This is a genomic window from Nostoc sp. NMS2, from assembly GCF_017115105.1.
Taxonomy (GTDB): Bacteria; Cyanobacteriota; Cyanobacteriia; order Cyanobacteriales; family Nostocaceae; genus Nostoc.
In genome coordinates, this window is sequence record NZ_JABXKH010000018.1 from 1 (window position 1) to 24,954 (window position 24,954).

General features: G+C 42.5%; 23 protein-coding genes. 16 read left to right on the forward strand and 7 right to left on the reverse strand.

Translation table 11 applies throughout. The annotated features are described in order from the left end of the window. Nucleotides 1-47 precede the first annotated feature (47 nt). Nucleotides 48-1,082, reverse strand: a complete 1,035-nt coding sequence (locus HWQ36_RS01130; RefSeq protein ID WP_292697217.1) for an isochorismatase — start codon at nt 1,080-1,082, stop codon at nt 48-50. Nucleotides 1,083-1,676: 594 nt separating this feature from the next. On the opposite strand from HWQ36_RS01130, the gene HWQ36_RS01135 reads away from it, so the two are divergent. The 5 genes from HWQ36_RS01135 to HWQ36_RS01155 all read left to right on the forward strand — a co-directional run bounded on the left by HWQ36_RS01135 (nt 1,677) and on the right by HWQ36_RS01155 (nt 8,614). Next, entirely contained in the window at nt 1,677-2,300 is a 624-nt protein-coding gene (locus HWQ36_RS01135; protein WP_292697219.1) for a 2Fe-2S iron-sulfur cluster-binding protein, read from the forward strand. Beyond that, nucleotides 2,287-3,270 (forward strand): xanthine dehydrogenase family protein subunit M, encoded by a 984-nt coding sequence (locus HWQ36_RS01140; RefSeq protein WP_292697221.1) that lies wholly within the window; start codon nt 2,287-2,289, stop codon nt 3,268-3,270. Before HWQ36_RS01135 ends, HWQ36_RS01140 begins: the two co-directional genes overlap by 14 nt. Beyond that, nucleotides 3,267-5,480, forward strand: a complete 2,214-nt coding sequence (locus tag HWQ36_RS01145; RefSeq protein ID WP_292697223.1) for a xanthine dehydrogenase family protein molybdopterin-binding subunit — start codon at nt 3,267-3,269, stop codon at nt 5,478-5,480. The genes HWQ36_RS01140 and HWQ36_RS01145 overlap by 4 nt, the downstream gene beginning before the upstream one ends. Nucleotides 5,481-6,658: 1,178 nt before the next feature. Continuing rightward, on the forward strand, nt 6,659-7,726 hold the full coding sequence (locus HWQ36_RS01150; RefSeq protein ID WP_292697225.1) for an aldo/keto reductase: 1,068 nt from the start codon (nt 6,659-6,661) through the stop codon (nt 7,724-7,726). A 207-nt stretch (nt 7,727-7,933) separates the two neighbouring features. Further along, the gene (locus HWQ36_RS01155; RefSeq protein ID WP_292697227.1) at nt 7,934-8,614 is read left to right on the forward strand and encodes a DUF4142 domain-containing protein; all 681 of its coding nucleotides are present in this window, start codon (nt 7,934-7,936) and stop codon (nt 8,612-8,614) included. Between the two features lie 146 nt (nt 8,615-8,760). On the opposite strand, the gene HWQ36_RS01160 is transcribed toward HWQ36_RS01155, so the two are convergent. After that, a complete protein-coding gene (locus HWQ36_RS01160; protein WP_292697229.1) occupies nt 8,761-8,937 on the reverse strand; it encodes a hypothetical protein in 177 nt (58 codons plus the stop codon). 196 nt (nt 8,938-9,133) lie between these two features. Here HWQ36_RS01160 and HWQ36_RS01165 point away from each other — a divergent pair, with 196 nt between their 5' ends. Next, a complete protein-coding gene (locus tag HWQ36_RS01165) occupies nt 9,134-10,285 on the forward strand; it encodes an XdhC/CoxI family protein (RefSeq protein WP_292697231.1) in 1,152 nt (383 codons plus the stop codon). Nucleotides 10,286-10,564: 279 nt separating this feature from the next. Here the strand turns inward: HWQ36_RS01165 and HWQ36_RS01170 are convergent, their stop codons facing one another. Continuing rightward, on the reverse strand, nt 10,565-11,014 hold the full coding sequence (locus HWQ36_RS01170) for a hypothetical protein (RefSeq protein ID WP_292697232.1): 450 nt from the start codon (nt 11,012-11,014) through the stop codon (nt 10,565-10,567). A gap of 193 nt (nt 11,015-11,207) precedes the next feature. Here HWQ36_RS01170 and HWQ36_RS01175 point away from each other — a divergent pair, with 193 nt between their 5' ends. The 4 genes from HWQ36_RS01175 to HWQ36_RS01190 all read left to right on the forward strand — a co-directional run bounded on the left by HWQ36_RS01175 (nt 11,208) and on the right by HWQ36_RS01190 (nt 15,391). Further along, the gene (locus HWQ36_RS01175; RefSeq protein ID WP_292697234.1) at nt 11,208-12,179 is read left to right on the forward strand and encodes a glutathione S-transferase family protein; all 972 of its coding nucleotides are present in this window, start codon (nt 11,208-11,210) and stop codon (nt 12,177-12,179) included. A 264-nt stretch (nt 12,180-12,443) separates the two neighbouring features. Further along, nucleotides 12,444-13,670 (forward strand): (E)-4-hydroxy-3-methylbut-2-enyl-diphosphate synthase, encoded by a 1,227-nt coding sequence (gene ispG, locus HWQ36_RS01180; protein ID WP_292697236.1) that lies wholly within the window; start codon nt 12,444-12,446, stop codon nt 13,668-13,670. Between the two features lie 227 nt (nt 13,671-13,897). Beyond that, nucleotides 13,898-15,181 carry a carboxyl-terminal processing protease CtpC gene (gene ctpC / locus HWQ36_RS01185; RefSeq protein ID WP_292697238.1) on the forward strand — a complete coding sequence of 428 codons (1,284 nt, stop codon included), beginning with the start codon at nt 13,898-13,900 and terminating at the stop codon, nt 15,179-15,181. Then, nucleotides 15,182-15,391, forward strand: coding sequence for a hypothetical protein (locus HWQ36_RS01190; protein WP_292697239.1), 210 nt, complete (start codon nt 15,182-15,184; stop codon nt 15,389-15,391). Nucleotides 15,392-15,584: 193 nt separating this feature from the next. Here HWQ36_RS01190 and HWQ36_RS01195 read toward each other — a convergent pair whose 3' ends face one another. Further along, nucleotides 15,585-15,770 carry a DDE transposase family protein gene (locus HWQ36_RS01195; RefSeq protein WP_292697241.1) on the reverse strand — a complete coding sequence of 62 codons (186 nt, stop codon included), beginning with the start codon at nt 15,768-15,770 and terminating at the stop codon, nt 15,585-15,587. Nucleotides 15,771-16,009: 239 nt separating this feature from the next. On the opposite strand from HWQ36_RS01195, the gene HWQ36_RS01200 reads away from it, so the two are divergent. Next, on the forward strand, nt 16,010-16,507 hold the full coding sequence (locus HWQ36_RS01200; protein WP_292697243.1) for a DUF6174 domain-containing protein: 498 nt from the start codon (nt 16,010-16,012) through the stop codon (nt 16,505-16,507). Nucleotides 16,508-16,845: 338 nt separating this feature from the next. After that, nucleotides 16,846-17,685, forward strand: a complete 840-nt coding sequence (locus HWQ36_RS01205) for a DNA/RNA non-specific endonuclease (RefSeq protein ID WP_292697245.1) — start codon at nt 16,846-16,848, stop codon at nt 17,683-17,685. Nucleotides 17,686-17,765: 80 nt separating this feature from the next. Here the strand turns inward: HWQ36_RS01205 and HWQ36_RS01210 are convergent, their stop codons facing one another. Together HWQ36_RS01210 and HWQ36_RS01215 are read right to left on the reverse strand one after the other, a co-directional pair. After that, nucleotides 17,766-18,158: a nuclease A inhibitor family protein gene (locus HWQ36_RS01210; protein ID WP_292697258.1), complete on the reverse strand. Its 393-nt coding sequence runs from the start codon at nt 18,156-18,158 to the stop codon at nt 17,766-17,768. Between the two features lie 116 nt (nt 18,159-18,274). Next, the gene (locus HWQ36_RS01215; protein ID WP_292697247.1) at nt 18,275-19,171 is read right to left on the reverse strand and encodes an SPFH domain-containing protein; all 897 of its coding nucleotides are present in this window, start codon (nt 19,169-19,171) and stop codon (nt 18,275-18,277) included. A gap of 373 nt (nt 19,172-19,544) precedes the next feature. Here HWQ36_RS01215 and HWQ36_RS01220 point away from each other — a divergent pair, with 373 nt between their 5' ends. Further along, complete coding sequence (locus HWQ36_RS01220; RefSeq protein ID WP_292697249.1) at nt 19,545-20,015, forward strand: hypothetical protein; 471 nt, start codon at nt 19,545-19,547, stop codon at nt 20,013-20,015. Nucleotides 20,016-20,067: 52 nt separating this feature from the next. Here HWQ36_RS01220 and HWQ36_RS01225 read toward each other — a convergent pair whose 3' ends face one another. Further along, the gene (locus HWQ36_RS01225) at nt 20,068-22,116 is read right to left on the reverse strand and encodes an elongation factor G (protein ID WP_292697251.1); all 2,049 of its coding nucleotides are present in this window, start codon (nt 22,114-22,116) and stop codon (nt 20,068-20,070) included. A 497-nt stretch (nt 22,117-22,613) separates the two neighbouring features. Here HWQ36_RS01225 and HWQ36_RS01230 point away from each other — a divergent pair, with 497 nt between their 5' ends. From HWQ36_RS01230 to HWQ36_RS01240, 3 genes are all read left to right on the forward strand, one after another. Next, nucleotides 22,614-23,534: a tetratricopeptide repeat protein gene (locus HWQ36_RS01230; RefSeq protein WP_292697253.1), complete on the forward strand. Its 921-nt coding sequence runs from the start codon at nt 22,614-22,616 to the stop codon at nt 23,532-23,534. Nucleotides 23,535-23,708: 174 nt separating this feature from the next. Beyond that, nucleotides 23,709-24,263, forward strand: coding sequence for a phosphate-starvation-inducible PsiE family protein (locus HWQ36_RS01235; protein WP_185580504.1), 555 nt, complete (start codon nt 23,709-23,711; stop codon nt 24,261-24,263). A gap of 277 nt (nt 24,264-24,540) precedes the next feature. Beyond that, on the forward strand, nt 24,541-24,786 hold the full coding sequence (locus tag HWQ36_RS01240; RefSeq protein WP_190960961.1) for a hypothetical protein: 246 nt from the start codon (nt 24,541-24,543) through the stop codon (nt 24,784-24,786). Nucleotides 24,787-24,954: the final 168 nt, after the last annotated feature.

Below are 24,954 nucleotides of genomic sequence, written 5' to 3' on the forward strand. Positions count from 1 at the left end.
GTCTCTTCCTTGTCTCCCCCCTCTTCCTTGTCTCCCTTGTCTCTTCTTCATGCCCAATTCCCAAATTCGCTAGATTTTACGAGATGCATTCCTGCCTCTGCAAACCTTTTAAATGCTGCATCTGCTTGTTCTGTATAGTCCACAACACCGGGGACAACAACGGGGGAAGTGGCATCTTCCAGCAGATAGATTTTTTTCGCCAGGGTTGCATCTACCAGTTTAATTTCTGTTAATAAATCGTCGATTGTCCAGGCGACGCAATGACTTTTAGCTTGACCACCGATAATAACAGTATCAAATTCTAAAAGTTGCTTAATCAAACGGGTGTTTTTTTGGCCAAGTGGACGTTGTTCAAAATCTTCCAACACCTCTGGACGTAAGATCGAATAGTTTTCTGTTAAAGGATTCTCACCCTTGATTTCAAATTGTGTTTGGCTTTGACGAGCAATGCTGTGGAAAAATATTGCTTCTTCTACCGATGAAACTAAAGCATGACCAATACCGCCCAACATAGAATGATAAGGCCAAATTGTCAGGGGATATTTACCATCTTGACTGAGTTTTCTGACGTAATGATAAGCGTGTTTTTCTAATAATTCATAATTCCCATTAGTAACACTGTCAGCAACTGCTGGGTTAACCTTCCAAATACCTTGTTCAATGTCTGTTAAGGTGATGTTAGTCGCTGCTGGGGTAGGATGTTCTCCGGCAGCATTCACCCAAAAGATGGGATGGAAGATTTGTGTTGCTGTGTGGGTATCTAGAGTAGGTACAATTTTTGTAATCACTCCCAAGTTACGATAGATAAACTCACACAATCTGACGTTATCATTCACTGCCTCATTCCCAGATTTTCCACCTACAAATAATTCAAAGTTTGGGATGCAAAAAGTATTTTGAACATCAATTAACAATAGGCAAATACGGTTTGTGTCTGAAGATGCTGGTTTGATGTCGTGTTGTTTTACCCAAGCTTCAGATGCTGCGGCGATTTGTTGGTAAGGTACACGCCAGACCTCTCCTACTTTATCGGGGTTAAAGTGTGGGGGAATTGGTAGTTGGGTTATTGTTTGGGTGTTCATAATTTCAGCTTTTCGATTTTATATTAGGATTTACGCACATTCACCGAATTATTCTTTGAGCAAAGTACGATTTCGGATGTGATAGGTTGAGTAGTAATGCTCTCATCAACCCTAACCTCCAATTATTTATACAGCAAATAAATAAAAATATTTTTAGTTCCAGAACAGGATGATAACTATAAATGATACTTATGGCATAAATCTTCTGATAGAGAGACGAGAACAAGATGAAATTGTATTGTGTTAACAATGTTATTTTGAGGTCAATACTTATAAGGAAATAATGGCTTTTATAAGAATTTAAGCCAGAAGAATTACCGAAGAAGAATTCAGAATTCAGGAGCCAGAATCCAGAATGGATTCTGTGCGACTGGATGGAGAATCGAGGTTTAAAGCCCCCGATTTAAAACGCGCGTGTTCGCTCTTAGCGTCTCCCCTGGGGAAAAGAAAAAATTCTTTCCTTAGCAAAACCCCTGACTTCAGGCATGGGGTATTCTGAATTCTGTTCGCGGAGCGTGCCGGAGGCATTATTCTGGATTCTGACTCCTTTTCATTGAATATTATTACTCAACAAAAGCGGAATGGAGTAAAAAGATGAAGTTTCGGCTAAGACGGCGTAAATTGGGTAAATTGATGCTCGTCAGTACAGTAGCGGCTACCCTCAGTAGTTTTGTGGAGAAAACTGTGGCACAAACTCCGGCAAAAAAAACTACCCCCATGCTGAAAAATTCGATATCTGAAACTATGAAGGTGACGTTACAGGTGAACGGAACAAAACATAGTTTGCAAATTGAACCGCGTGTTACCTTACTTGATGCACTTCGTGAATACATAGGGCTAACTGGTAGTAAAAAAGGTTGTGACCACGGTCAATGCGGTGCTTGTACGGTGCTTGTTGATGGACAGCGAATTAACTCCTGTCTGACTTTTGCCGTCATGCACACAGACGCTGCCATTACGACTATTGAAGGTCTGGCGCAAGGGGACAATCTGCACCCGATGCAGGCCGCATTTCTTGCCCGCGACGCATTTCAGTGCGGTTATTGCACACCGGGACAAATTTGTTCGGCGGTGAGTTTAGTCAACGAAGGACACGCTAAGTCAGATGCTGACATTCGGGAATTGATGAGCGGCAATATCTGCCGTTGCGGTGCTTATCCAAATATCGTGGCTGCTGTCCGCGATGTCTTAGAAGGAAAAAAAGATGCAGCCGTTTAACTATAAAAAAGCGCGACAAGCGGAAAATGCCGTGGCATTGGTGGCTCCAGATGCCGAAGCCTCGTATCTTGCTGGTGGTACTAGCCTTATCGATTTGATGAAGTTGAATGTGCAAACGCCAAGAGAGTTGGTTGATATTAACCCACTCCCACTAAGCAAGATAGAAATGCAAAGTAACAATCTACGGATTGGAGCAATGGCACGCAATAGCGACGTTGCTTATGATGCAATAATTCAAAAGCGTTACCCTGTACTGTCAGAAGCGTTGTTGTCTGGGGCATCACCGCAACTGCGAAACATGGCAACGGTGGGCGGAAATTTGCTACAACGTACCCGTTGCTACTACTTCCGCGACACTTCAATGCCCTGTAACAAGCGTGTTCCCGGTTCAGGTTGTGCGGCAATTGAGGGTTACAATCGGATTCACGCGATTCTCGGCGGTAGCGATCGCTGTATTGCCACTCATCCTTCTGATATGGCGGTGGCAATGGTGGCACTTGATGCGGTTGTGCAAACACGGGGAACCAATGGAGAGCGGAGTATTCCACTTGTAGATTTTCATCTTGTCCCTGGAGAGACACCAGAACGGGAAACAGTTCTCCAACATGGAGAGTTAATTGTTGCTGTTGACTTACCTGCTTCACCCAATGCAAGCCGATCGCACTATTTGAAAGTCCGCGATCGCGCCTCTTATGCTTTTGCAATGACATCAGTGGCAGCAGTGCTAGATATTCAAAATGGTATCATTCGCTCGGCCCGCATTGCCCTTGGTGGGGTAGGGACAAAGCCCTGGCGTGCCTACGATGCAGAAAAAGCGCTTTTGAATCAGCCAGCAAACCAGGCAGCATTTCAAGCAGCAGCAAATGCTGCTGTTGCTGGAGCTAAACCTCAAAAATACAACGGGTTTAAGGTCGAACTGGCTAAACGTACCATTATTAAGGCGCTGACAACAGTAGGAGGGATGGCATGAATGCAGGGAATACAAATACAGTTGTCGGCAAACCACTCAATCGAGTTGATGGCCATCTAAAGGTGACGGGTGGTGCCCGCTATGCAGCAGAGTTTCCAGTCGCAAAAATGACTTATGGAGTCACAATTCAAAGTGCGATCGCTAAAGGTAAGATTGCCAAAATCGATACAAAGGCAGCAGAGCAAGTACCAGGTGTATTAGCAGTTATTACCTATCTCAACGCGCCCAAAGCTTCTGGAGAAAAGGGTGGCGGTCATAAGGTGCAAGTGCTGCAAGATAACATTGTGCTTTATAGCGGTCAGCATATTGGTGTCGTCGTTGCTGATACCTTTGAACGGGCGATGTATGCTGCCTCGCTAGTACAAGTCCGCTATGACGAAGAGAAACCCACCATCAATATGCGGGATAACCTCGCTAAGGCATACTTGCCTAAAGGTAAAATCCCTGGAGAGGAGCCGCCCGATTCATCTCAAGGCAATGTCAAGCAGGGACTAGCGACTGCTGCTGTGCGCGTCGAGCAAACCTATGCCACTCCAGTAGAAAATCACAATCCGATGGAGCCTCATGCCACAACAGCAGTTTGGCAAGGCGATCAACTGCTGTTGTATGACGCAACTCAGGGAATATTTTCGGCTCAACAAAAAGTTGCGGAGGTATTAGGAATTAAGCCTGAGAAAATCCGCATTATGTCTTACTTTGTGGGCGGAGGCTTCGGTTGCAAAGGGTCAACTTGGTCGCATGTACTTCTAGCAGCGATCGCAGCCCGGCAGGTAAATCGTCCAGTAAAATTAGTTCTGGGACGGATACAAATGTATGGGCCTGTCGGCTTCCGACCAGAGACAATTCAACAAGTTTCTTTAGGTGCTACCCGCGAAGGAAAATTAACTGCACTCCGACACACTGGCACTTCCCAGACTTCAACTTTTGATGAATTCATTGAACCTGTTGGTAAGAGCGCCCGCATGATTTACGCTTGCCCGAATATTGAAACTAGCCATCGTCTGGTTCAGCTAGATCAAGGAACACCAACCTACATGCGTGCGCCAGGTGAAGCTTCTGGATCGTTCGCCTTAGAATCGGCAATGGACGAACTGGCTTATGCGCTCAAGATCGATCCAGTGGAACTGCGTCTGCGTAACCACGCTGATGTCGATCCTAGTAAAGGACTGCCTTGGTCGAGCAAGTCACTCAGACAGTGCTACAAGACAGGAGCAGAAAAGTTTGGCTGGCAAAAACGCAATCCTCAACCCCGTTCGATGCGAGACGGCAACTATTTGATTGGTTGGGGTATGGCAACGGCTACTTATCCTACCAATCGTTCTCCGGCATCAGCGATCGCTCAAATTATGGCAGACGGTACAGCCGTTGTGCAAAGCGGTTCTCAAGATATTGGTACGGGAACTTATACTGTCATGACTCAGGTTGCAGCTGAAGCACTTGGTCTACCAGTTGAGAAAGTTCGCTTTGAACTAGGCGATACTAAGATGCCAAAAACTCCCATTTCCGGCGGTTCGCAAACAGCAGCGAGTGTAAGTTCGGCTGTACATTTAGCGGGAAATCAAGCTCGTAGTAAACTTTTGCAACTAGCACTTACCGATCAAAAATCGCCACTTTATAGTTCAAAAGCCGAAGATGTGATTGCCCAAGATGGCAGCTTTTTCTTAAAAAATAAATCCTCAGCAACCGAAACATATCAAGCAATCTTGGCACGACATGGAATGAAAACGATCGAAGCGCGTGCAGATGCCAAGCCTGGAGACGAAGAAAAAAAGTTCTCAATGCACGCATTTGGATCGCAATTTGCCGAAGTCCGCGTTAACCCTGATTCCGGGGAAGTGCGAGTCACGCGCTGGGTGGGCAGCTTTGGTGTTGGACGCATCCTCAACGCTAAAACAGCCAACAGTCAACTCATCGGTGGGATTGTCTACGGTATTGGGATGGCGCTAATGGAACATACAGTTATAGACCCGAATCTAGGACGCATTGTCAACCATGATTTAGCTGAGTATCACGTACCAGTGAATGCAGATGTTCCTGATATTGAGGTGTTGTTTGTCGATGAACACGATCCACATATCAACCCCCTTGGTGTCAAGGGAATTGGTGAAATTGGCATTACCGGCACAGCTGCGGCGATCGCTAACGCTGTTTATCATGCCACAGGTAAGCGCGTTCGTGATTTGCCAATTACATTAGATAAATTGCTTTAGGCATTTGTCATTTGTCATTTGTCATTGGGCACTTGTACTGAGCGAAGTCGAAGTATTGGGCATTGGGCATGAAGAAGAGACAAGGGAGACAAGGAAGAGGGGGGAGACAAGGGAGAGACTTGTTTAATAATTCCTCCTTGTCCCCCTTGTCCCCCTGCTCCCTCATTTCCCTCATCTCCCCCTGCCCCCCTGCTCCCCTGCTCCCCTGCCCGCCAAAGCGATAGGATATTTTTTTAGTTAGAAGTCCCCTTAACCGGCGATCGCTTCCATCGGGCGGTTACGCCATCGCAACTACCTTTTTACGAGAAGGACGTTTGCGGTCTGATTTTTTCTTCAGTCCCACCGCTTGGGCTTGATCGCTATCTGAACCATATTGCCCGCGCACGACTTCTTTCATCGCTAATACAGCATTATGAAATTCCCACTCTGCTAATCGGGCAAGTCATAGATGTATAAGTAGTATGATGTACATTTAACGTACCCATTGCAACTCAAAAACTACCAGTAAGATAAATTTTTTAAATAGATATTTGGTGAATAATAATGTAGCGGGGCGTTAGCGTAGCCCAGCCCAGCCCAATACTGCGTGGGTTTTGATGCATAGTCATTGGAGATCCCCCTTAGTCCCCCTTAAAAAGCAATACAGTTCAGTTAAGCCTCTCTTTCTTCTCTCTGCGTCGCGCCAGTTGCTTCAAGTCGGGGAACCCGCCCAACGCACTGGCTTCTCTGCGTCTTGGCGGTTCGTTAAAAAATTGACTTTGGAACCAGAGTTTTAGCCTTAACTGAACCGTATTGCCTTAAAAAGGGGGAAAATAAGGCATTTTCAGCCCTGCTTTTTAAGGGGGGTTGGGGGGATCGACTCAAAACCTACGCAATATTCCAGCCCAGCCCAGTCTAATTTCGCATTTCTACATTGCATTGTGAATGTATCGACTTGCATTGTAAACGCATTTCTTTGCACTGTGAATGCATCCGCTTGCATTACAAATGCATTTCTCTGCATTATGAACGCATTGGCTTGCATTGTGAATGCATCGATTTGCACCATGAACGCATCGGCTTGCATTGTGAATGCATCTTACGGAGTAAGTTTCAAAACACACCTTAGTTAGATTCTCTGTGCCTAATTGCCGTGATACTATTCGGCTCATTCCTGTTGTTGCTTGTAGGAGACAATTATGGAAATTAGTAGACGCAGCTTGTTAAAAACTGCTTCCGCTTCGGGATTAGTAGCAGCAGTTGCAGTTTCCGAAGGATTTTTGCAGCCGCTCCTTGCCCAAATAGAACCTATTGATGAAAAGACTCAACTGCTAACCCAAAATTCAGCCACTCCAAATCGACGCGGCGAAATGTTGTATCGCAACCTCGGACGCACCGGAGAACAAGTATCTGTAATTGGCTTGGGTGGGTTTCATATTGGAAGTATTAAAGAAGAGCAAGAAAGTATCAAGCTGATCCGCAGTGCGATCGATCGCGGCATCAACTTTATGGATAACTCTTGGGACTATCACAACGGACGTAGCCATCGGTGGATGGGAAATGCTCTTAAAAATGGTTATCGCCAAAAAGTCTTTTTAATGACAAAAATCGATGGTCGTAGTAAAAGCGCTGCCAAAATGCAAATTGATGAATCGCTCAAAGATTTGCAAGTCGATCACATTGATTTAATGCAGCATCATGAAATACTACGCTTTGAAGACCCCGATCGCGTCTTTGCTCCTGGCGGCTCAATGGAAGCAGTTGTTGAGGCGCAGAAAGCGGGCAAAATTCGCTATATCGGCTTCACAGGACACAAAAATCCCCTGATTCATCTTCAGATGTTAGAAACTGCCACACAAAATGGTTTCCGTTTCGACACTGTACAGATGCCCTTAAATGTAATGGATGCCCATTTTAGAAGTTTTGAACAGCAGGTTTTACCTGTGTTAGTCAAAAATAACATTGGCGTACTGGGAATGAAATCGATCGGGGAGTCTTACATTCTCAGAAGTAACACCGTTAGTGCAATCGAGTGCCTGCACTACGCAATGAATTTGCCAACTTCAGTTGTAATTACTGGCATCGATAGTATGGAAATTTTAGATCAGGCGTTTGAGGCAGTCCGCACGTTTAAGCCAATGGATCGGGCACGAGTTACAGCCCTGTTAGCGCGTACCCGTGAGGCAGCAGCTAAAGGACAGTATGAACGATATAAAACCACAACCCAAAATGATAGTACAGCGATGAATCCAGCTTATCTGGGGTAAATGTCAATTCTATGTTTAACTGTTTTTATGCAAGAAAATGTATCGGTGTCGATCAAAGCTTTGGAGTTAGAAGCATAAGTAACTGTTGAATCATAAATGCAAATTATTGAAGCAAATCTGGAGATGATCGTAACTATCGCACCCAACTATCCGATTGCGACAGTTCCGGGTTTCAAAATCCAGTTTTATTTAAGGAGAGCATTGATTATGTCCAACTTTAAAATATTTTCTACTGCTTTAGTAGCGATCGCTTTATCTGTGGCGACTGGTTGCACACCAACTACTCCCCGTGACCAAAATACATCGGAAGCTCCAGCCGCTCAGTCTGTGCAAGCAACTGAAAGTCCATCTCCAACTGCTTCCCCAACTGTGTCACCAACTGCATCAGGGCAAAATAACCTCAGTTCTTCAGACAGACAATTTATCACTGAAGCAGCTCAAGGTGGTTTAGCAGAAGTCCAATTAGGACAACTTGCGTCACAACGTGGAACTAGCAATGCAGTCAAACAATATGGACAGCGAATGGTTGAAGATCACACCCAGGTGAACGAGCAACTCAAACAGTTAGCAACTCAAAAAGGTGTCACACTGCCAACCGGCAGCAAAAATCAGCAAGTCAAGCAGCGTTTATCCAAGCTTTCTGGTACTAACTTTGATCGCCAGTATCTAAATCAGATGCTTCAAGATCATGAAAAGGATGTCGCAGCATTTCAAACTGAAGCTCAACAGGGACAAGATCCAGATGTGAAAGCATTTGCGGCTCAAGTGCTTCCAACCCTCCAAGAACACTTAGAACAGGTTCGTTCCCTTGTTAATCCCGGTGGAACTTCAACTAGTACCCCAACTAGCACCCCCACTAGCACCCCAACACCAACCAGCACACCGTAAGGGACTTCCAACAAATAAATTACCCAATCTTGTGGGGTGGGCATCTTGCCCGCCTTTAGCCTTGATTTACGAAGCTGCACAAACAGGCAAAACAATCTCTCTACCTCGTGTATCATCAGGACTGGATGCCACTCGTGGTTCCGCTCCTAGAATGCTTCGTTAAAATTGTAGCGTTTCTTAAATGCAGAGGGACGCATTGGCATTGCAGAAGGACGCATTGGCATTGCAGAGGGACGCATTAACATTGCAGAGGAACGCATTGACATTGCAGAAGGACGCATTGGCATTGCAGAGGGACGCATTAGCATTGCAGAAGAACGCATTAATTGAACTTAGTACAACATTTCATTAATTTGTAGCGAATTCTCTGCGTGACTCTGCGCTTCCCTTTGCGTTCCTTTGCGTTTAAATAAAATTTAACCCTCAAGCAGTTCGTTAAAAAATTGACTTTCACAAATAGTTCTAGCCACTATCTGCCCAAGCTTCAAAACTACTATAAATAGAAAAATAAGCAATCAAATGAACGAATTACAAGCAATCTTAGAAGGCTTTGAATCCAGTCAAAAAAGTGGTGAAATCGCTTTCCTTGCCACTGTAGTTAAAACTCAAGGTTCAACCTATCGCCGACCGGGTGCTAAAATGCTGATGACAAATACAGGTCGGATGATCGGAACAATTAGCGCTGGTTGCTTAGAGAACGACGTATTTGAGTATACTCAACAACAAATGTCAGATGGCAAACCAATTCTTGTTACTTACGATCACACCGCCTCTGAAGATATTCTTTGGGGTTTTGGTTTGGGGTGCAATGGCATAGTACAAGTTCTCATCGAACGGCTTGAGAGAGAAAGCACACCCAATGCGATCGCTTTTACACAAGAGTGCTTTAATAAAAAACATCTGGGTATTATTGCAACAGTCTTTGCTTTTGAAGGCGAGGTAGATGTGAAACTTGGGTCGCGCTTACTGCTGTATCCAAACGGTAAAATTATCACTGACATTAAAGATCCAAATTTAATTCAATCTCTGAGTGCAGATACTCAAGCATTTGTTAATCAAAAGTCAAGAGTAAACAACTATCAGTTACCTTTAGGTAGTGCAGAAGTTTTCATCGAAGTCATTCAACCACCTACACCTTTAATAATATTTGGTGCAGGCTATGATGCTGTACCTATAGCACAGTTTGCTCAAGCATTAGGTTGGGATCTTACTGTAGTTGATTGTCGAGCTAATGAGACAACTAGAGCGCGATTTCCTCTACCTTGTGATGTGATCCTTAGCCATCGAGAGATTATACATAAACAGATTTTTATAGATGTTCAAACAATAGCTATAGTGATGACGCATAATTATCTTGACGATCTAGAAATTTTAAAGATGATGCTACCATCTCCTGCACGTTACATTGGCGTTTTAGGGCCAAAGCATCGCACAGAAAGATTGCTTCAAGATTTATCCATAAAAGGGATAGTTTCTACTAGCGAACAATTAAATAGATTGTATAGTCCTGTTGGTATTGATATCGGTGCAGAGACACCAGAAGAAATAGCGATCGCTATCATTGCAGAAATTCAAGCAGTGCTGAAAAACCGCAATAGTAATTTTTTAAAAAATCGGAATCAACCAATTCATCAAAGTTATCAAGAAAATTTTATGTTACTAACTACATAGTGTTTATCTGTTATGATATTGACCCATAAGCAAATAGAAACTGAAACATCAAGCATAGCTATCTACTCGTATGGGTACACCAAATAATTCAGCAACGTCTCTACACGGGTTTTGAAATCACGCAAAATCATTTTCATGCCTGAATTCAGCAACTACCAAAAAGTAGTGTTGCGATACTTGTCGGGTTTTGGTGAAAAGGGGAAGGGGTAAAGAAAAAACCTTTACCCCAATACAGTTTAGTTAACGAATTTTGGTTGTAATTCAGGTTAAAACTGGTGTTTAAAACTCATCCGATAAAACCACTTTTAACTTAGTGTTAAGTTTGGGTGCAAAATTACTTCCTTCAGCTACATAAGTAATTGCTCCTCCAGCTTCTAAAACAGCAGGGCCACCACAAGCTTTAATTAAATCAACACCGTTCTTCACCTTAATATCTTGACAACCAAATTCAAGTCCATTTGGGCCGGTAATTTTAATCTTATTGATTGTTCCAGTTTCACCAACCGGTAAAAAAAGTTTAGCAGAGCGAATAACTGTTGTAGCTGGCAAAGGAGTTGTTGTTGTGTCGATACTGAACTTGCCTTCAGTAATTGCCGCTTTTTCCGTGATAATTAAGGTAGCAAGAGTGCTTGGCGCTGCGATCGCCTCTGTAGAGAAACAGAAAATCAGAAATGATAGAGCAAATGCTAAAATCTTGGTCAAGCGCACAGACTTCTTGAGTGAATTCATAATCATTTTTTGTTGAACCTGTAATTTTTAATGCCAGCTAGAGGAAATATTGCCTCCATCGCTGTACCTAAAAGCTACGATATCAATGAAAAAACGTATTTAATAGTACCCTTGAGGGTACTATCAAGGTCATTTTATCGAATTAACCAAACTAGCAAAGGCACAATTACTCCATCACCATTAGGAGAGAATTATGGCATCAAGAATGATGGTTGCAGGTAAATGGATGACCGATGAGAATAAGCAGAATCAAAACGGTGAGTTCCATGAGATACCAACAACCTTTCGCGATCGCGTCACCGCCGATGGTTCCAGTGGGTTTAAGGCAGAAGCCGGACGCTATCACCTCTACGTTTCCTTGGGGTGTCCGTGGGCGCATCGCACCTTAATTATGCGAGAACTCAAAGGGTTGAATGATGCCATTTCAGTCTCTATTGCCGATCTGATTCTAGGCGACTTGGGCTGGAGATTTTCTGCACCATTAGGAGCCATAGATGACTCGGTGAGTCATGCTCAATATTTGTCAGAGATTTATCTGAAAGCCGCTCCCAAATATACAGGGCGAGTCACTGTTCCGGTGTTGTGGGATCGGCAAACTCAAACTATCGTCAACAATGAATCTCGTGAAATCATGCGGATGCTTGACGTAGAGTTTGGGGAATTGGCGACACAGAAAGTAGACTTATACCCACGCAACCTCCAACAGAAGATTGATGAAACGATCGATGCAATTTATATGCCAATCAATGCTGGTGTATATCGATCTGGTTTTGCGACTTCACAAGCAGCCTACGAAAATGCGGTAACTGAACTCTTTGAGAGTTTAGATCGTTGGGAAACCGTTCTGAGCAAGCAGCGCTATTTGTGTGGCGTTCAACTCACTGAAGCCGATATTTGTATGTTTGCAACGCTATATCGCTTCGACTCAGTGTATCACGGTCACTTTAAGTGTAACTTGCGGCGAATTCTCGACTATCCGAACCTCTGGAATTATCTAAAGGATCTATATCAGCGTCAGCAATTCAAAGCGACGTGCAATCTAGACTATATTAAATGCGGCTATTACATGAGTATGACCGAGATTAATCCAAATCGAATTGTACCGAAGGGGCCAATCATCGATTTTGACGAACTGCACGATCGCGATCGCTTCGGTAAGCCGTAAATGGCCGCAACTATCAGTTTCTCGCAGCCGGCCAAAACCTCACTAACGTTACTTAGGTGAACTACCCCGCCGTATCCCTACTCTAATAAGAGTTGAGGGTGGGGACTTCCGCGTTACGTTAAAAGAGTTTTTAATTCTTTACCTAACTCATTCTCCAATTTTTTCTAAATAATCGTCCAAAAGAGCCACCAGCTGTGGCAATCTGGGAAACAGAGATTATCAAATCTGATATTTTTAGCTACTGCAAATTTACCTAATCAGGTTATGCAAACTCTGCCCATAATAGATACTTCAAATACTACATCCAGTCAACCTATCTTTGATACAACTATCAAGCGGCGTAAAACCCGTCCCGTCAAGGTAGGAAATGTCACCATTGGCGGTGGCTACCCCGTTGTAGTGCAGTCAATGATTAACGAAGACACTCTTGATATTAATGGTTCCGTCGCTGGTATTCGTCGTCTGCACGAAATTGGCTGCGAAATTGTCCGTGTCACAGTGCCGAGTATGGCTCATGCTAAAGCTTTAGCAGAAATTAAACAAAAATTAATAAAAACTTACCAAGACGTGCCAATTGTGGCTGATGTCCATCATAATGGGTTAAAAATCGCCCTGGAAGTCTCCAAGCACATAGAAAAAGTGCGGATTAATCCGGGGTTGTATGTTTTTGAAAAGCCCAACGTCAATCGAACCGAGTATACTAAATCCGAATTTGACGAAATTGGCGATAAAATCCGCGAAACTCTAGAACCTTTAGTAGTTTCTTTGCGAGATCAAGGTAAATCAATGCGAATTGGGGTAAATCACGGTTCCCTAGCTGAGAGGATGCTATTTACCTACGGTGACACCCCAGAAGGAATGGTGGAATCTGCCATAGAATTCATTCGCATCTGTGAATCCTTAGATTTTCGCAACTTGGTAATTTCCATGAAAGCCTCACGAGTACCTGTGATGCTAGCCGCCTATCGCCTCATCGCCAAGCGCATGGATGAACTGGGTATGGATTATCCGCTACATTTAGGCGTTACCGAAGCCGGTGATGGCGAATATGGGCGAATTAAATCTACGGCTGGTATTGCTACCTTACTTGCTGATGGCATTGGCGATACAATTCGCGTCTCACTGACAGAAGCACCAGAAAAAGAGATTCCCGTCTGTTACAGCATTCTCCAAGCGTTGGGATTGCGAAAAACAATGGTGGAATACGTCGCTTGTCCTTCTTGTGGGCGCACTTTGTTTAACTTAGAAGAAGTGTTGCACAAAGTCCGAGAAGCCACTAAACACCTGACTGGGTTAGACATAGCAGTTATGGGTTGCATTGTCAATGGCCCCGGCGAAATGGCAGATGCCGACTATGGCTATGTTGGCAAAACACCTGGTTACATTTCCTTGTATCGTGGCCGAGAAGAAATTAAAAAAGTCCCAGAAGACAAAGGTGTAGAGGAATTAATTAACCTCATTAAGGCCGATGAACGCTGGGTAGAACCGTAAGGGGGAAGAAGGGCAGGGGGAAGGGTGCAGAGGAGAAAGATGTAATTTTGTATTCTCTCCCTTGCCCCCTGCCCCCTGCCCCCTGCCCCCTGCCCCCTGCTCCCCAATTCCGCCAGATTGTCAAGTATTTTGTTTAAATTAAGAATACATACTCGGTCTGTACAGTAGAAGCCTGTGTTAGATTGAGCATACTGACTATATATTTTCCCTCTGACGCAGCTGTCATTATGGTGATTACAAAAAGGATGCTTGTTTTGGGTGCTACGGCGGTGACACTCTCCACGATCGCAGTTACTAGCCTTGGCATTCACTCCCGAGGTCAGGCTTTATTTAAAGCAAGTCCCAAAGAAATAGTAGATGAAGTTTGGCAAATTGTTCAGCGCCAATATGTAGATGGTACTTTTAATCAGGTAGATTGGCAGGCTGTTCGTAAGGAGTACTTAAACAAGTCCTACAGTAATCCCCAGGAAGCGTATAAGTCTATTCGGGAAATGTTGAAAAAGCTGGAAGACCCATACACCCGGTTTATGGATCCAGCAGAATTCAAAAATATGCAAGTGGACACTTCTGGCGAATTGATAGGGATTGGGATCACTATTAGTCAAGATGAAAAAACGAAGCAATTGGTTGTAATTGCGCCAATCGAAGACACACCAGCATTTAAAGCTGGCGTTTTGGCAAAAGATGTCATCCTCAAAATCGACAACAAAAACACCAAGGGGATGGATACTAATCAAGCAGTGTCCCTGATTCGAGGTGAAGCCGGAACGCAAGTTAGCCTAACAATTCTGCGCGATGGTCAGACAAAACAATTTGACATCAAACGGGCGCGGATTGAAATTCATCCAGTAAAATATTCCCAAAAGCAAACTCCAGCAGGTAATCTTGGCTACATTCGCCTGAACCAGTTCAGTGCTAATGCTGGTAAAGAAATGCAAATAGCTATCAGGGATTTAGAAAGCAAAAAGGTAGCTGGATATATTCTGGATCTACGTGGCAATCCTGGTGGCTTACTGTTCTCCAGTGTAGACATTGCCCGGATGTGGATAAATAAAGGTAAAATTGTCTCCACCGTTGAACGCCAAGGAGAGGCAGAAAAAGAAGAGGCAAACGGACGCGCCTTGACGAATAAACCTTTGGTGGTGCTGGTAGATAAAGGTTCCGCTAGTGCAAGTGAAATCCTTTCAGGAGCTTTGAAGGACAACAAGCGTGCTACTTTGGTTGGTACTCAAACCTTTGGTAAGGGACTAGTGCAATCGGTACGTCCTTTAGAAGATGGCTCAGGATTGGCGGTAACAATTGCTCATTACTATACCCCTAATGGTACAGACATTAATCACAAAGGTATTAATCCAGATGTGAAGGTAGAGTTGACCAAAGAGCAGATGCAGGAATTATGGCTCCATGAACGCGATAAACTCGCTACCCTACAAGACCCACAATTCGCTAAAGCAGTGGAAGTGATAGGTAAAAAAATTGCTGCCAAGGGCACAGCTACAGCAGAAAAATGAATGGACAAAGTTAGGAGTCAAACAATTTTGGATTTTGGATTTTGGATACTTCGACTTACCTCGACTTCGCTCGGCACAAGTCGCTCAGTACAAGTTTTGGATTTTAGATTTACCCAAGCAATCAAGTCAGGAGCTTGTCAATTAATTTTAGACTTTCCTGCGGAACGCTACGCGAACGACTACGCTCAGTCGAACGATTTTGGATTTTAGATTTATTCTCGCGTTTCAATTCGGGGGCAACTCTTGGAGACGCTGTGTTTCGACTCCGCTCAACATAAATTCGCGTTCAGACCTTTTTAAATTTGGGATTTTGAATCTTCAATTCCATTATCCAAAATTTAAAATCTAAAATTCGGTGAGTAGTAAGGATTTAGAAATAAAAACCATATTTCTAACTCCTAACTTAAACTGGTTGGCACTTTCCAGCCCTAATAAGTCCGACACGCCGAGCGATCGCTTCTCCTTCTGAAGTAAAAGGCCCCCACTGTTCTATAATCTCTAAATTATCGTCGTCAACTTTGTCGCTGGGGACGATTTCACAATTACCAGCAGAATGCTTGACAATATACCAAATTTGTGATCCATTCATGCTTTAAACAAAAAATCTGTTTTTTATAGTAAAGATTTTACAGCATAGAGAAAATATTTTCGCACATCTGCGATCGCACCGATTTCTGTAGAATTAATGTACAAGCGATCGCTGTGGGAAGAATAAATTTGTTATTTTATCTTGGCTATCCACTGATGGATTTTAATCAAAAGATAAAGTCTATTTAAACAGGTACATGAATTAATGTATATAATACTCTTGAAATTAAGTAAATTGATATGCGCTTACCTATCATTATCAGTGCCGGATTATTGCTATCTTTCGGTCTTAACCTACCAGTAATGTCCAAATCTCCCATAGAGATAGCACAATCGCCAACGAAAAATAATAACTTAGATTTAAGGCGATTAAAATTTAATCGCTATTTGTGGAATCAGCAAAATATTTCCAACTATCGTTATACATTTAGCAATAGTTGCTTTTGTATACCCGACGCTAGGGGGCCAGTAGTTATTGAAGTACGTAATGGTCAAACAACTTCCATCACTTCTGTAGCTACAGGTAAAGCAGTTAATCCAGAATTCTTTCAAAACTACAAAACAATTCCTAAGCTGTTTAATGTGATTCAAGACGCTATCAACCGTCAAGCCTACAGCCTGAATGTGAGTTACAGCCCTAAACTCGGCTATCCAACCAAAATTGAGATAGATTACAACAGTCAGATAGCTGATGAAGAAATATATCTCACAATTGAGAATTTTCAGCAAATTAAATAGCCACCGTTACAACCATAAAATTAAATATTAAGGCGATACAGTGCGTAGCTTTTCACCGCAGGCATCGCCCTAATTTATCGCATGAATAAAATTTTATTCAACAAAAAAGATTGGGATTACTGATTAGATGTATAAATCTTGGTGTAGAGATGCAAAATTTTAAGCCATCGCTCATCACGAAAGTAGGTTTTTTGATTGTTAACTCTTGCCAAATAAAGATTTTCGGCTATTTTGTCACTACATATTTACCATTAAAAAATATTTGTTTTGTATCACTGAATACTTGATATTGAAACGAAGAACTTGGACACTGTTTTTGTCCTTAAAAGTACAAAAACGTGAAAAAAATCAAGATTTTCAAGTTTCTACTGCCATTTGTGACGGTGGTTTTATTCATAATTGGGTTAGCACAGATTGTACCAGCCCAGTCATCAGTAAGTGTTCATCTAACCCTTGGCAACCCTAGCAACGCTGGAACTTCTAGCCAAAATAACTACTTGTTGGTAAAACCACAATATGTAATTGGTTACAACTGCTCAATAGGTAGACCAAATTGGGTGTCTTGGCAGTTAAATAGTAGTTGGTTAGGTAGCACACCAAGGCAAGATACTTTTCGGGCTGATACAACACTTCCTTCTGGGTGTTATCAAGTTCAATCTACCGATTTTAGTGGAAGTGGGTTTGATCGTGGTCACATGACACCTAGTGCTGACAGGACTAGTAATGTTACTAATAATTCTGCCACCTTTTTGATGAGTAATATGATTGCTCAAGCTCCAGATAACAATCAGGGAATTTGGGCAAGCTTAGAAGATTATGCCAGAACTTTAGTAGGACAGGGTAAAGAACTCTACATCATATCTGGTGGATATGGTATGGGTGGTACTGGTTCTAACGGAACGTTCTATACAATAGCTAACGGACGGGTTCAAGTTCCTAACAGAACCTGGAAAATTATTGTTGTATTGAATACTCCAGGTTCAGGTCTGGCGGGTGTGACAACCAGCACGAGAGTCATTGCTGTCAATATTCCCAACACCCAAGGGGTGCGAACAGCGAATTGGAGAAACTATCGGGTTAGCGTTGACTCATTAGAATCCCTAACTGGATACAATTTTCTCTCACAAGTTTCCACATCTATTCAGTCTGTCATAGAAGCGCAAGTCGATAATTTATAAGTTGGGATAATTTTAAAAACCAGAAAGCCTAGCTGCACAGATAGCTAGGCTTTTATTTAAAGAATTTTTCAAACTGCTTACTAAGTTTCAACCAGTTTTGTCACTAATCCAGCTAAGTCACCGTTTTGAGTTTGTCCGATAATATAAGCGTCAATATTTATTTGTCCAACACGATAAACGCTGATGTCACTAAGATTATCTTTTAATGTCTGGACAAGTGTTTGAAATCTTTTAACATCTTTTTTCTGTAATTCATCGTGCCACTCTTGCTCAAATGCACAATTACGAAAGAGATAGTCCAAGTCTACTACTTCGACTGGCAGGTTTTGAGAACCTGTTAACTGTAATATTTTCTCCTGTGTTGCAGGTGCTGCACCCTCCCACAGAACAACCTCAAAAGGGTAATCCGACTCGCTCATCATTAATAAGCCAGTACTAGCTTCCTTGAGTTTTTCGACAATCTCGCCGCTCATAGTCATCAGTTTCTAGCAACGCTCATACTGTATCATTCAACCAGCAGCAAGGTGGAAAGCCGAAAGAGAGATATGTAGAAGGAAGCAACGCCGGAGCGATCGCTAATCAGAAAATTTTAGGGCTTTGAAGTTCCTGCTTCTGGTTGGATCAAAATAGGCGCTCCACCTTTTTCAGAACCAATAATTACAAGTTTAGAATTATTAGATTGAGCTAGCTTTTCTGTGGCTTCAATCGCTCGTAATTGTAGCACTTGGTTGGTAAGTCCACCAGAGATAATTTTTTGAGAATCAGCTATGCCTTGAGCTTCAATACGCTTTCGTTCTGCCTCTTGACGCTCTTTCTCTAAAACAAATTTCATCTGCTGGTTTTCTTGCTCTGTCTTGAGTTTGTTTTGAATTGCAGCTTGTAAAGTATCAGGCATTTTGACGTTTCGTAAAAGAGCTTCCTCAACGATGAAACCCAAAGCGGGTATCTCCTGGGTGAGTTGTTGGTCAATTTTTTGGGCGATTTCTTGGCGTTTGGTAGAGTAAATAGCACTGGCTGGGTAGTTTGCCGTGATAGCGCGAACGGTAGAGCGGAATCTGGAAATTACCAGTTGTGTTTCATCAGTTCCAATGGTTTTATATACTGTAGCTGCTTTCTGGGGATCGAGCTTGTACTGAAGACTGACATCAAGATTTAGACTCAAACCTTCTTGAGTTGTTACATCTATGTTTTCCTTCACATCTTTAATGCGAGTGGAAAAATTCAGCACTTTGTTAAAGGGGTTCAACAAGTGGACACCAGGATTAAGAGTACTTTCGGAAACCTCACCAAATAAGTTGACGACACCAATATTGCCTGGTGGGACAATCACCAAAAGCCTAGAAATAGAATTCAGTATTGCAATACTGCTAATCAATATCGTAATTGTGCGTATTGCTAAACGTGACTTTTCGCCAGATATCCTACCTGTATTGAGATAAACGAGAATTGCAATCAGGCTAGTTAGAAGAGAGATTATAAAGCCCATGAGTTTTTCTGTGTGGTTAAGACGGATATACTTAATCACATAATTCCCAGATGCTTTTATGAAACTTCCCCTCAAGGGCGGCAAGCTATAATTTTGCAGAATTAATTCATAAAGCTAAGTACTGAGTGCTTGATACTTCCTTTATTTGAAGTGAATGTACTGTTGTACTTAGGTATTTACCCTGCTTATTGTGAGCGGAACTCTTTCTTTTGTCATTGAGAAGGTTGATACCCCTTTTAACTCAGTACTCTTCATGGCATCCCAGATTGTTAGGATAAACAGTAAGAATAAAAACAAGTTTTGTTATTTTAGCGATATTTTAGGGAAAAGTATAACTGTTGCTTCTTTATTAGAACAAGATTGAGAAATAGTTATGGATTTAAATGGATTAATTTGGACTAAAAACGTAAAACCTATAGATGGTGAACGTTGGGCTTATCAAAGCATACTTACTATACATCCAGAATTAAAGATTTTTGCTTTACATTGGAGAAATTTAAAAAATAAAGATGAAATAAATGCCAAGACTCCGCAAGAAGGTGAACTGATGATTTTAAGGCAACGTAGCAAAGTAACGCACGTTGTTAAAATGCTGAATAAGCAACTTTATTCTGATGGAAATGCGGGAGAGGAATTTAATATTTATCGTCTTGTCCAAGTAGTTTGGATGACGAATGATTGGGAGCATCCTCCAGAAAACTATAAAGTATTTGATTGTTCCATTTATTTTCCTCCATTTGGAAAAGCAATAAAATTGGAAAATCTACAAAAATTCCAAAAACGTTGGGGTAAGGAAGGATTAGCATTTCAACAGCACTTCCAAAGCGTATTAAATATTCATTAATAAAAGCCCCGCATATTTAAGTGCAGGGCTTTGATTTCAGACAAATCCAAAATTACTTGCCGTTGCCATTACCACTATTGCCATTGCTGTGAATGACACGTTCAGCAAGTTTTTCCGGCACTTCCTGGAGATGGTCATATTCCCAGTGAAAAGAACCAACGCCGAGAGTAAGCGATCGCAGCTCTACAATAAAGTTTTGCATCTCTGCTTGTGGCAAGTATGCAGAGACATTATCCCAGCCTTGCCAATCGTTTTTCCCTTCATAGCCTAAAATTTGCCCCCGTCTACCACTCAACAGTTGCAGCACTTTGGAGGTAAATTCGCTCGGTGTAGTCACTTCTACGCGCAGAATTGGTTCTAAAAGGGTAGGTTCTGCTTGGGGTATCCCCGTTTGCATTGCTAATCGCGCAGCTTGTTTAAAGGCTTGTTCGGAACTATCAACGTTGTGATACGAACCATTAGTCAGAGTTACCGCCAAATCCACTATTGGGAAGCCCAAAGGCCCATGTGTTAAAAATTCCCGCACGCCCATTTCCACCCCAGGAATGTACTGTTTGGGAACCACGCCGCCGACAATGGTTTCATTAAAGTTGAAACCTGTACCGCGTGGTAAAGGCTTGATATCGAGAAAAACATCACCAAACTGTCCATGACCACCGCTTTGGTGTTTGTAGCGCCCATGAACTGAAGCTACTGTTTTGCGAATGGTTTCTTTGTAAGGCACTTGCGGTAAATGAGTTGTCATCGGCAAGTTATATTTGCGGCGCAGTCTATCTAAGGTGACTTGTAAATGAATCTCACCTTGACCCCACAGGATTACTTCGTGAGTATCGCCGTGTTGTTCCCAAGCAAGTGAACAGTCTTCTTCTAATAACTTGGTGATGGCACTGCTAAGTTTTACTTCATCGTTGCGCTTTTCTGGTGTAATGGCGAGGGCATACACCGGTTCCAACTGTGCAGCTTTGGGTAATTCTATTGCAGACTGCTGTTCTGTCGAGATTGTATCGCCTGTCTTGATTCCTTCTAAACGGCTCAATGCAACAATTTCACCAGCATTAACTTGGTTAACAAACTGCTGTTGTTGTCCCATGAGGCGGTAAATTCCACCAGTGCGAATGCCATTGAGGACAATGCCATCAGTTAATTTGCCCCGCCAAACACGTACGAGAGAGAGTTTGCCACCTTGAGGAGTGTAGTAGGTTTTTAATACCTGCGCTAGAGGTTTATCACCTTTTAAGTTTTTTAAACGACGTTCTGCTGTGGTTTCTGGTTCGGGTGCTTCCCGTAACAAGGCTTCTAATAGAGGTCTAACACCATAATCTTGTTCTGCCACACCAAAAAAAACGGGCACTACTAAATCTGCCCCTAATTCCATTTTTAAATCTTTAAGGATTTCCTCTTGGGGTGGTTCGATGTCTTCTAAAAGTTCTTCGAGTAAATGGTCGTCAAAATTTGCTAGGGCTTCGAGCATTTCTGCCCGTGCTTCATGTTCTTCTTCTTTTAAATTTTCGGGGAAGGGAATAGGGTCAGCAGGTGCGCCTGGATGATATTGATATGCCTGTTCGCTCACCATATCGATAAAGCCGATGAGTTGTTCCCCGTTCATGATGGGATATTGATGTGCTACCAGGGGACGGCTAGATACTGCTTTGAGGGCGTGTAACGTTTCTAAAACGTGAATATTTGCCCGATCCATTTTGTTGACGAAGACGAGATGGGGAATTTCCCAATCGTCGAGGAATTTAAATAGAGGAGCGAGGGTGAGGACTCGTTCGCGGATGGGTTCGCAAACTACAATTGCCGCATCCACTCCAATTAAAGCATTGTACGTTTCTTGGGCAAATTCTACGCTTCCCGGACAGTCAATAAAAGTAAAGCGAATGTCGTTATACTCAGTGCTAGCGGCGCTGACTTCTACACTCATCTGGCGATCGCGCGACTCGGCAGCACTATCTCCCACTGTATTGCTGTCTTTAATGCTGCCTTTGCGAGAAATTGCCCCTGTGACAAATAACAAGCTTTCTAGTAAAGTGGTTTTTCCACTTAAATAAGGCCCGACAATTGCAACATTCCGCGAACCCGATTTTACTTTTTCGTTCATAAAACCCCCCTTGCGGTAAGTCTTTTATAACCGCATGATTCCATATATATCAAGGGTTGATTCTGAATCCAGAACGGGCTAAACCCTAGCTATCCGCTAACAGAATTCAGGATTCAGAATCAAGACAGTAGCGAGTCCGCGAGCGTCTTAAACCGATTTATTTATTCGCCAGTCGTACAGAATTCATCCTGAATTCTGAACGGTAGTTGCTCTACTTGGGGAGACCCCAAGACCGCACTACCTCCTCCTGACTCCTGAATTCTATATTGATAAAAAAATTGTTCTCTGGAGTCAAACTTATCCCTTCTTTAATTTGTTATTATCCTACCTTTAATCAGAAGTTAAAAAAATTGTAGCCTGTTGTAAGATTTATCTTAAGAAAAGTTAAGCATCACAAAGTTTAATACCAAATTAAAAAATTTTGTAAAAAACTGGAGTTGACACAAAACTTTTTATGAAGTACGTATAACTGAAAATTGTAGCGATTTAGAAAATCCATGAGATTATCACTCTATAAATATCGCATAGCAAGTTTAGTAAGTTTGATATTAGTGGGTAGTAGCATCCTCTCCCCCACTCCCTCATCTCCCTCATCTCCCCCTCTTCCTTCAAAGCTGGCACAATCTAATGGTAAAACAGCCATAGGCTGGCTAAACCAAGGTTTACAGGCAATTCAGGCGGGAAAAGTACAAGATGCGATCGCAGCCTTTAAACAAGCAGCCAAGTTAGATTCAACATTAGCACCAGCGTACTATAATTTAGGGCTAGCATACCGACAAACAGGACAATTACAACCCTCTGCAGACGCATTTTATCGAGCAACGCAAGCCGATCCGAAATTTGCTCCAGCTTTTGCTAATTTAGGAGGTGCGTTGTTAGAAGGCAATAATTTACAGTTAGCTAACGATTATTTACAGCGATCGCTAGAACTCGATCCCAAATTAGGGTTTGCCCACTATAACCTGGGGTTAGTACGAGAACAGCAAGGAGATTGTGAGAAAGCGATCGCATCTTTTAAAAAAGCCATAGAATATAGCAAAAATGCACCAGAACCTCCTTACCATATAGGGATGTGTTATCTCCAACAAGGCAAACTCGATCGAGCAAGAGATGCCTTTAATCAGGCAGTAAAAATTAATCCGAAATATCCAGAAGCTTACTATAATCTCGGTTCAATTTGGTTTCAGCAAAGCAAGTTACAAGAAGGATTAGAGGCTTTTAGAAAATCAGCCGAAGCTAACTCTAACTATCCGAACGCTTATTATGGTGCAGGGTTAGTTTTTATGCAGTTAAAGCAATATGGAGATGCAGTACAAGTATTCAAATTTGCTAGAGATTTATACAACGCTCAGGGTAATCCCCAATGGGCGAAAAATGCCGAAAAATTGTTGCAACAAGCACAAAAATTAAATCAATGAATAAGAAACTGTCATTAGTCCTTTGTCCTTTGTCTAAAACTAATTACCAATGACCAATCACCAATGACTGATAAATTACCAACCTCGCTGAGGCGCAAAAGCTTAATATTGCATAACATAAAACTATTGGGTTGACTCGCTGGTGTTGTCTGAACTTGTCCCGATTGGAATAAAATGTACATGCAAAAGCGCCAGAAAAGTCGATTTTTATTTAGCGATCGCTGGCTTGATCGGCACTCAATTGTTCGCAACATGGAAGCCTTTCAAGACTTAATTGTGATTGTCTTGTGTCTGGGTTTATTCGCCGTCATGCTGATCCAATTGTGGGGGATAGCTATCGCCCTCACGCAGCCACTAGACTATAAACACGTGACTGCAAAAATACTATTTGTGTTAATTTTAGTCGAGTTATTTCGACTATTAATGGTCTACTTGCAAGAGCATAGTATTTCTGTGGGAGTAGCAGTTGAGGTAACAATTGTATCCCTACTACGAGAAATAGTAGTTCACGGAGCGCTGGAAATTTCTTGGGTTAATACGCTTGCAATTTGTGGTTTGTTATTTGTTCTGGGTGGACTACTCGTAGTCTGTGCTAAAACGCCACACATGGATTGTATGAGCGCTAACACTAAGCTTTGTCCAGTTGTCTATAGAGGAGGTAGGGAACGACAAAATGATTTGGAATTCCAGTATTCACGTCAATGTGATGAAAATAAACCGCTTGGCTAAATTGTTATGAAAATGGGGAGTGGGGAGTCGGGAGTTAGGAGAGAGGCGATTAATCGCTTCTGTACTAGGGAGTAGGGAAAAAGTATTTTCCTACTCTGCACTCCTTTGCTTGAGGCTGTATCAGGAACTTGGATACATCTAAAATCTAAAATCTAAAATGCTATAACTACTTTTGCAAGGTACTTCCGACGTATTGAAATATACTCTTTTTGGAAGATGAATCGCTCTTTAAGGGTGAGTATAAAGTTAATTAGAAATTCTAAAAGAGGATCAAGCAATGGCTACAAATACAGGTAACGGACAGTCTCAAACAGCGATTAGCGACTTAGAATACGATTTTGTCACTGTGTTGCACAACAAAGCTGAAGCCGTAAAAGCTTACGATACCTACATCAAAGATGCAGAACAAGTAGGTTCGCAGCCTTGTGTAGAGTTGTTCCAAAAATTGCGGCAATCTGATATTGAACACGCACAAGAGATTCGCCAACATCTACAACAAGTGCTGCAACACGGTAAGATGTAACGGGAGCATCCACTTTTGGCGGATTGCCCTCAGACTAGAAGTCTGGGGCTATACAAACCAAACCCGCCTTCGCGGGTTTCAGAGAGTCCGCGTTCGCGTAGCGTTCCGAAGGAAAGGCGGACTTCGTTTGTGTAGCCGCGATTTCCAATCGCCCGGTGTTTCTTCCAA

What these genes read in the sequence shown, in the direction of transcription:
- HWQ36_RS01130 (WP_292697217.1), bottom strand. Translation starts at nt 1,082, where the DNA reads ATGAACACCCAAACAATAACCCAACTACCAATTCCCCCACACTTTAAC.
- HWQ36_RS01135 (WP_292697219.1), top strand. Translation starts at nt 1,677, where the DNA reads ATGAAGTTTCGGCTAAGACGGCGTAAATTGGGTAAATTGATGCTCGTC.
- HWQ36_RS01140 (WP_292697221.1), top strand. Translation starts at nt 2,287, where the DNA reads ATGCAGCCGTTTAACTATAAAAAAGCGCGACAAGCGGAAAATGCCGTG.
- HWQ36_RS01145 (WP_292697223.1), top strand. Translation starts at nt 3,267, where the DNA reads ATGAATGCAGGGAATACAAATACAGTTGTCGGCAAACCACTCAATCGA.
- HWQ36_RS01150 (WP_292697225.1), top strand. Translation starts at nt 6,659, where the DNA reads ATGGAAATTAGTAGACGCAGCTTGTTAAAAACTGCTTCCGCTTCGGGA.
- HWQ36_RS01155 (WP_292697227.1), top strand. Translation starts at nt 7,934, where the DNA reads ATGTCCAACTTTAAAATATTTTCTACTGCTTTAGTAGCGATCGCTTTA.
- HWQ36_RS01160 (WP_292697229.1), bottom strand. Translation starts at nt 8,937, where the DNA reads ATGCGTTCTTCTGCAATGCTAATGCGTCCCTCTGCAATGCCAATGCGT.
- HWQ36_RS01165 (WP_292697231.1), top strand. Translation starts at nt 9,134, where the DNA reads ATGAACGAATTACAAGCAATCTTAGAAGGCTTTGAATCCAGTCAAAAA.
- HWQ36_RS01170 (WP_292697232.1), bottom strand. Translation starts at nt 11,014, where the DNA reads ATGAATTCACTCAAGAAGTCTGTGCGCTTGACCAAGATTTTAGCATTT.
- HWQ36_RS01175 (WP_292697234.1), top strand. Translation starts at nt 11,208, where the DNA reads ATGGCATCAAGAATGATGGTTGCAGGTAAATGGATGACCGATGAGAAT.
- ispG (WP_292697236.1), top strand. Translation starts at nt 12,444, where the DNA reads ATGCAAACTCTGCCCATAATAGATACTTCAAATACTACATCCAGTCAA.
- ctpC (WP_292697238.1), top strand. Translation starts at nt 13,898, where the DNA reads ATGGTGATTACAAAAAGGATGCTTGTTTTGGGTGCTACGGCGGTGACA.
- HWQ36_RS01190 (WP_292697239.1), top strand. Translation starts at nt 15,182, where the DNA reads ATGGACAAAGTTAGGAGTCAAACAATTTTGGATTTTGGATTTTGGATA.
- HWQ36_RS01195 (WP_292697241.1), bottom strand. Translation starts at nt 15,770, where the DNA reads ATGAATGGATCACAAATTTGGTATATTGTCAAGCATTCTGCTGGTAAT.
- HWQ36_RS01200 (WP_292697243.1), top strand. Translation starts at nt 16,010, where the DNA reads ATGCGCTTACCTATCATTATCAGTGCCGGATTATTGCTATCTTTCGGT.
- HWQ36_RS01210 (WP_292697258.1), bottom strand. Translation starts at nt 18,158, where the DNA reads ATGAGCGGCGAGATTGTCGAAAAACTCAAGGAAGCTAGTACTGGCTTA.
- HWQ36_RS01215 (WP_292697247.1), bottom strand. Translation starts at nt 19,171, where the DNA reads ATGGGCTTTATAATCTCTCTTCTAACTAGCCTGATTGCAATTCTCGTT.
- HWQ36_RS01220 (WP_292697249.1), top strand. Translation starts at nt 19,545, where the DNA reads ATGGATTTAAATGGATTAATTTGGACTAAAAACGTAAAACCTATAGAT.
- HWQ36_RS01225 (WP_292697251.1), bottom strand. Translation starts at nt 22,116, where the DNA reads ATGAACGAAAAAGTAAAATCGGGTTCGCGGAATGTTGCAATTGTCGGG.
- HWQ36_RS01230 (WP_292697253.1), top strand. Translation starts at nt 22,614, where the DNA reads ATGAGATTATCACTCTATAAATATCGCATAGCAAGTTTAGTAAGTTTG.
- HWQ36_RS01235 (WP_185580504.1), top strand. Translation starts at nt 23,709, where the DNA reads ATGTACATGCAAAAGCGCCAGAAAAGTCGATTTTTATTTAGCGATCGC.
- HWQ36_RS01240 (WP_190960961.1), top strand. Translation starts at nt 24,541, where the DNA reads ATGGCTACAAATACAGGTAACGGACAGTCTCAAACAGCGATTAGCGAC.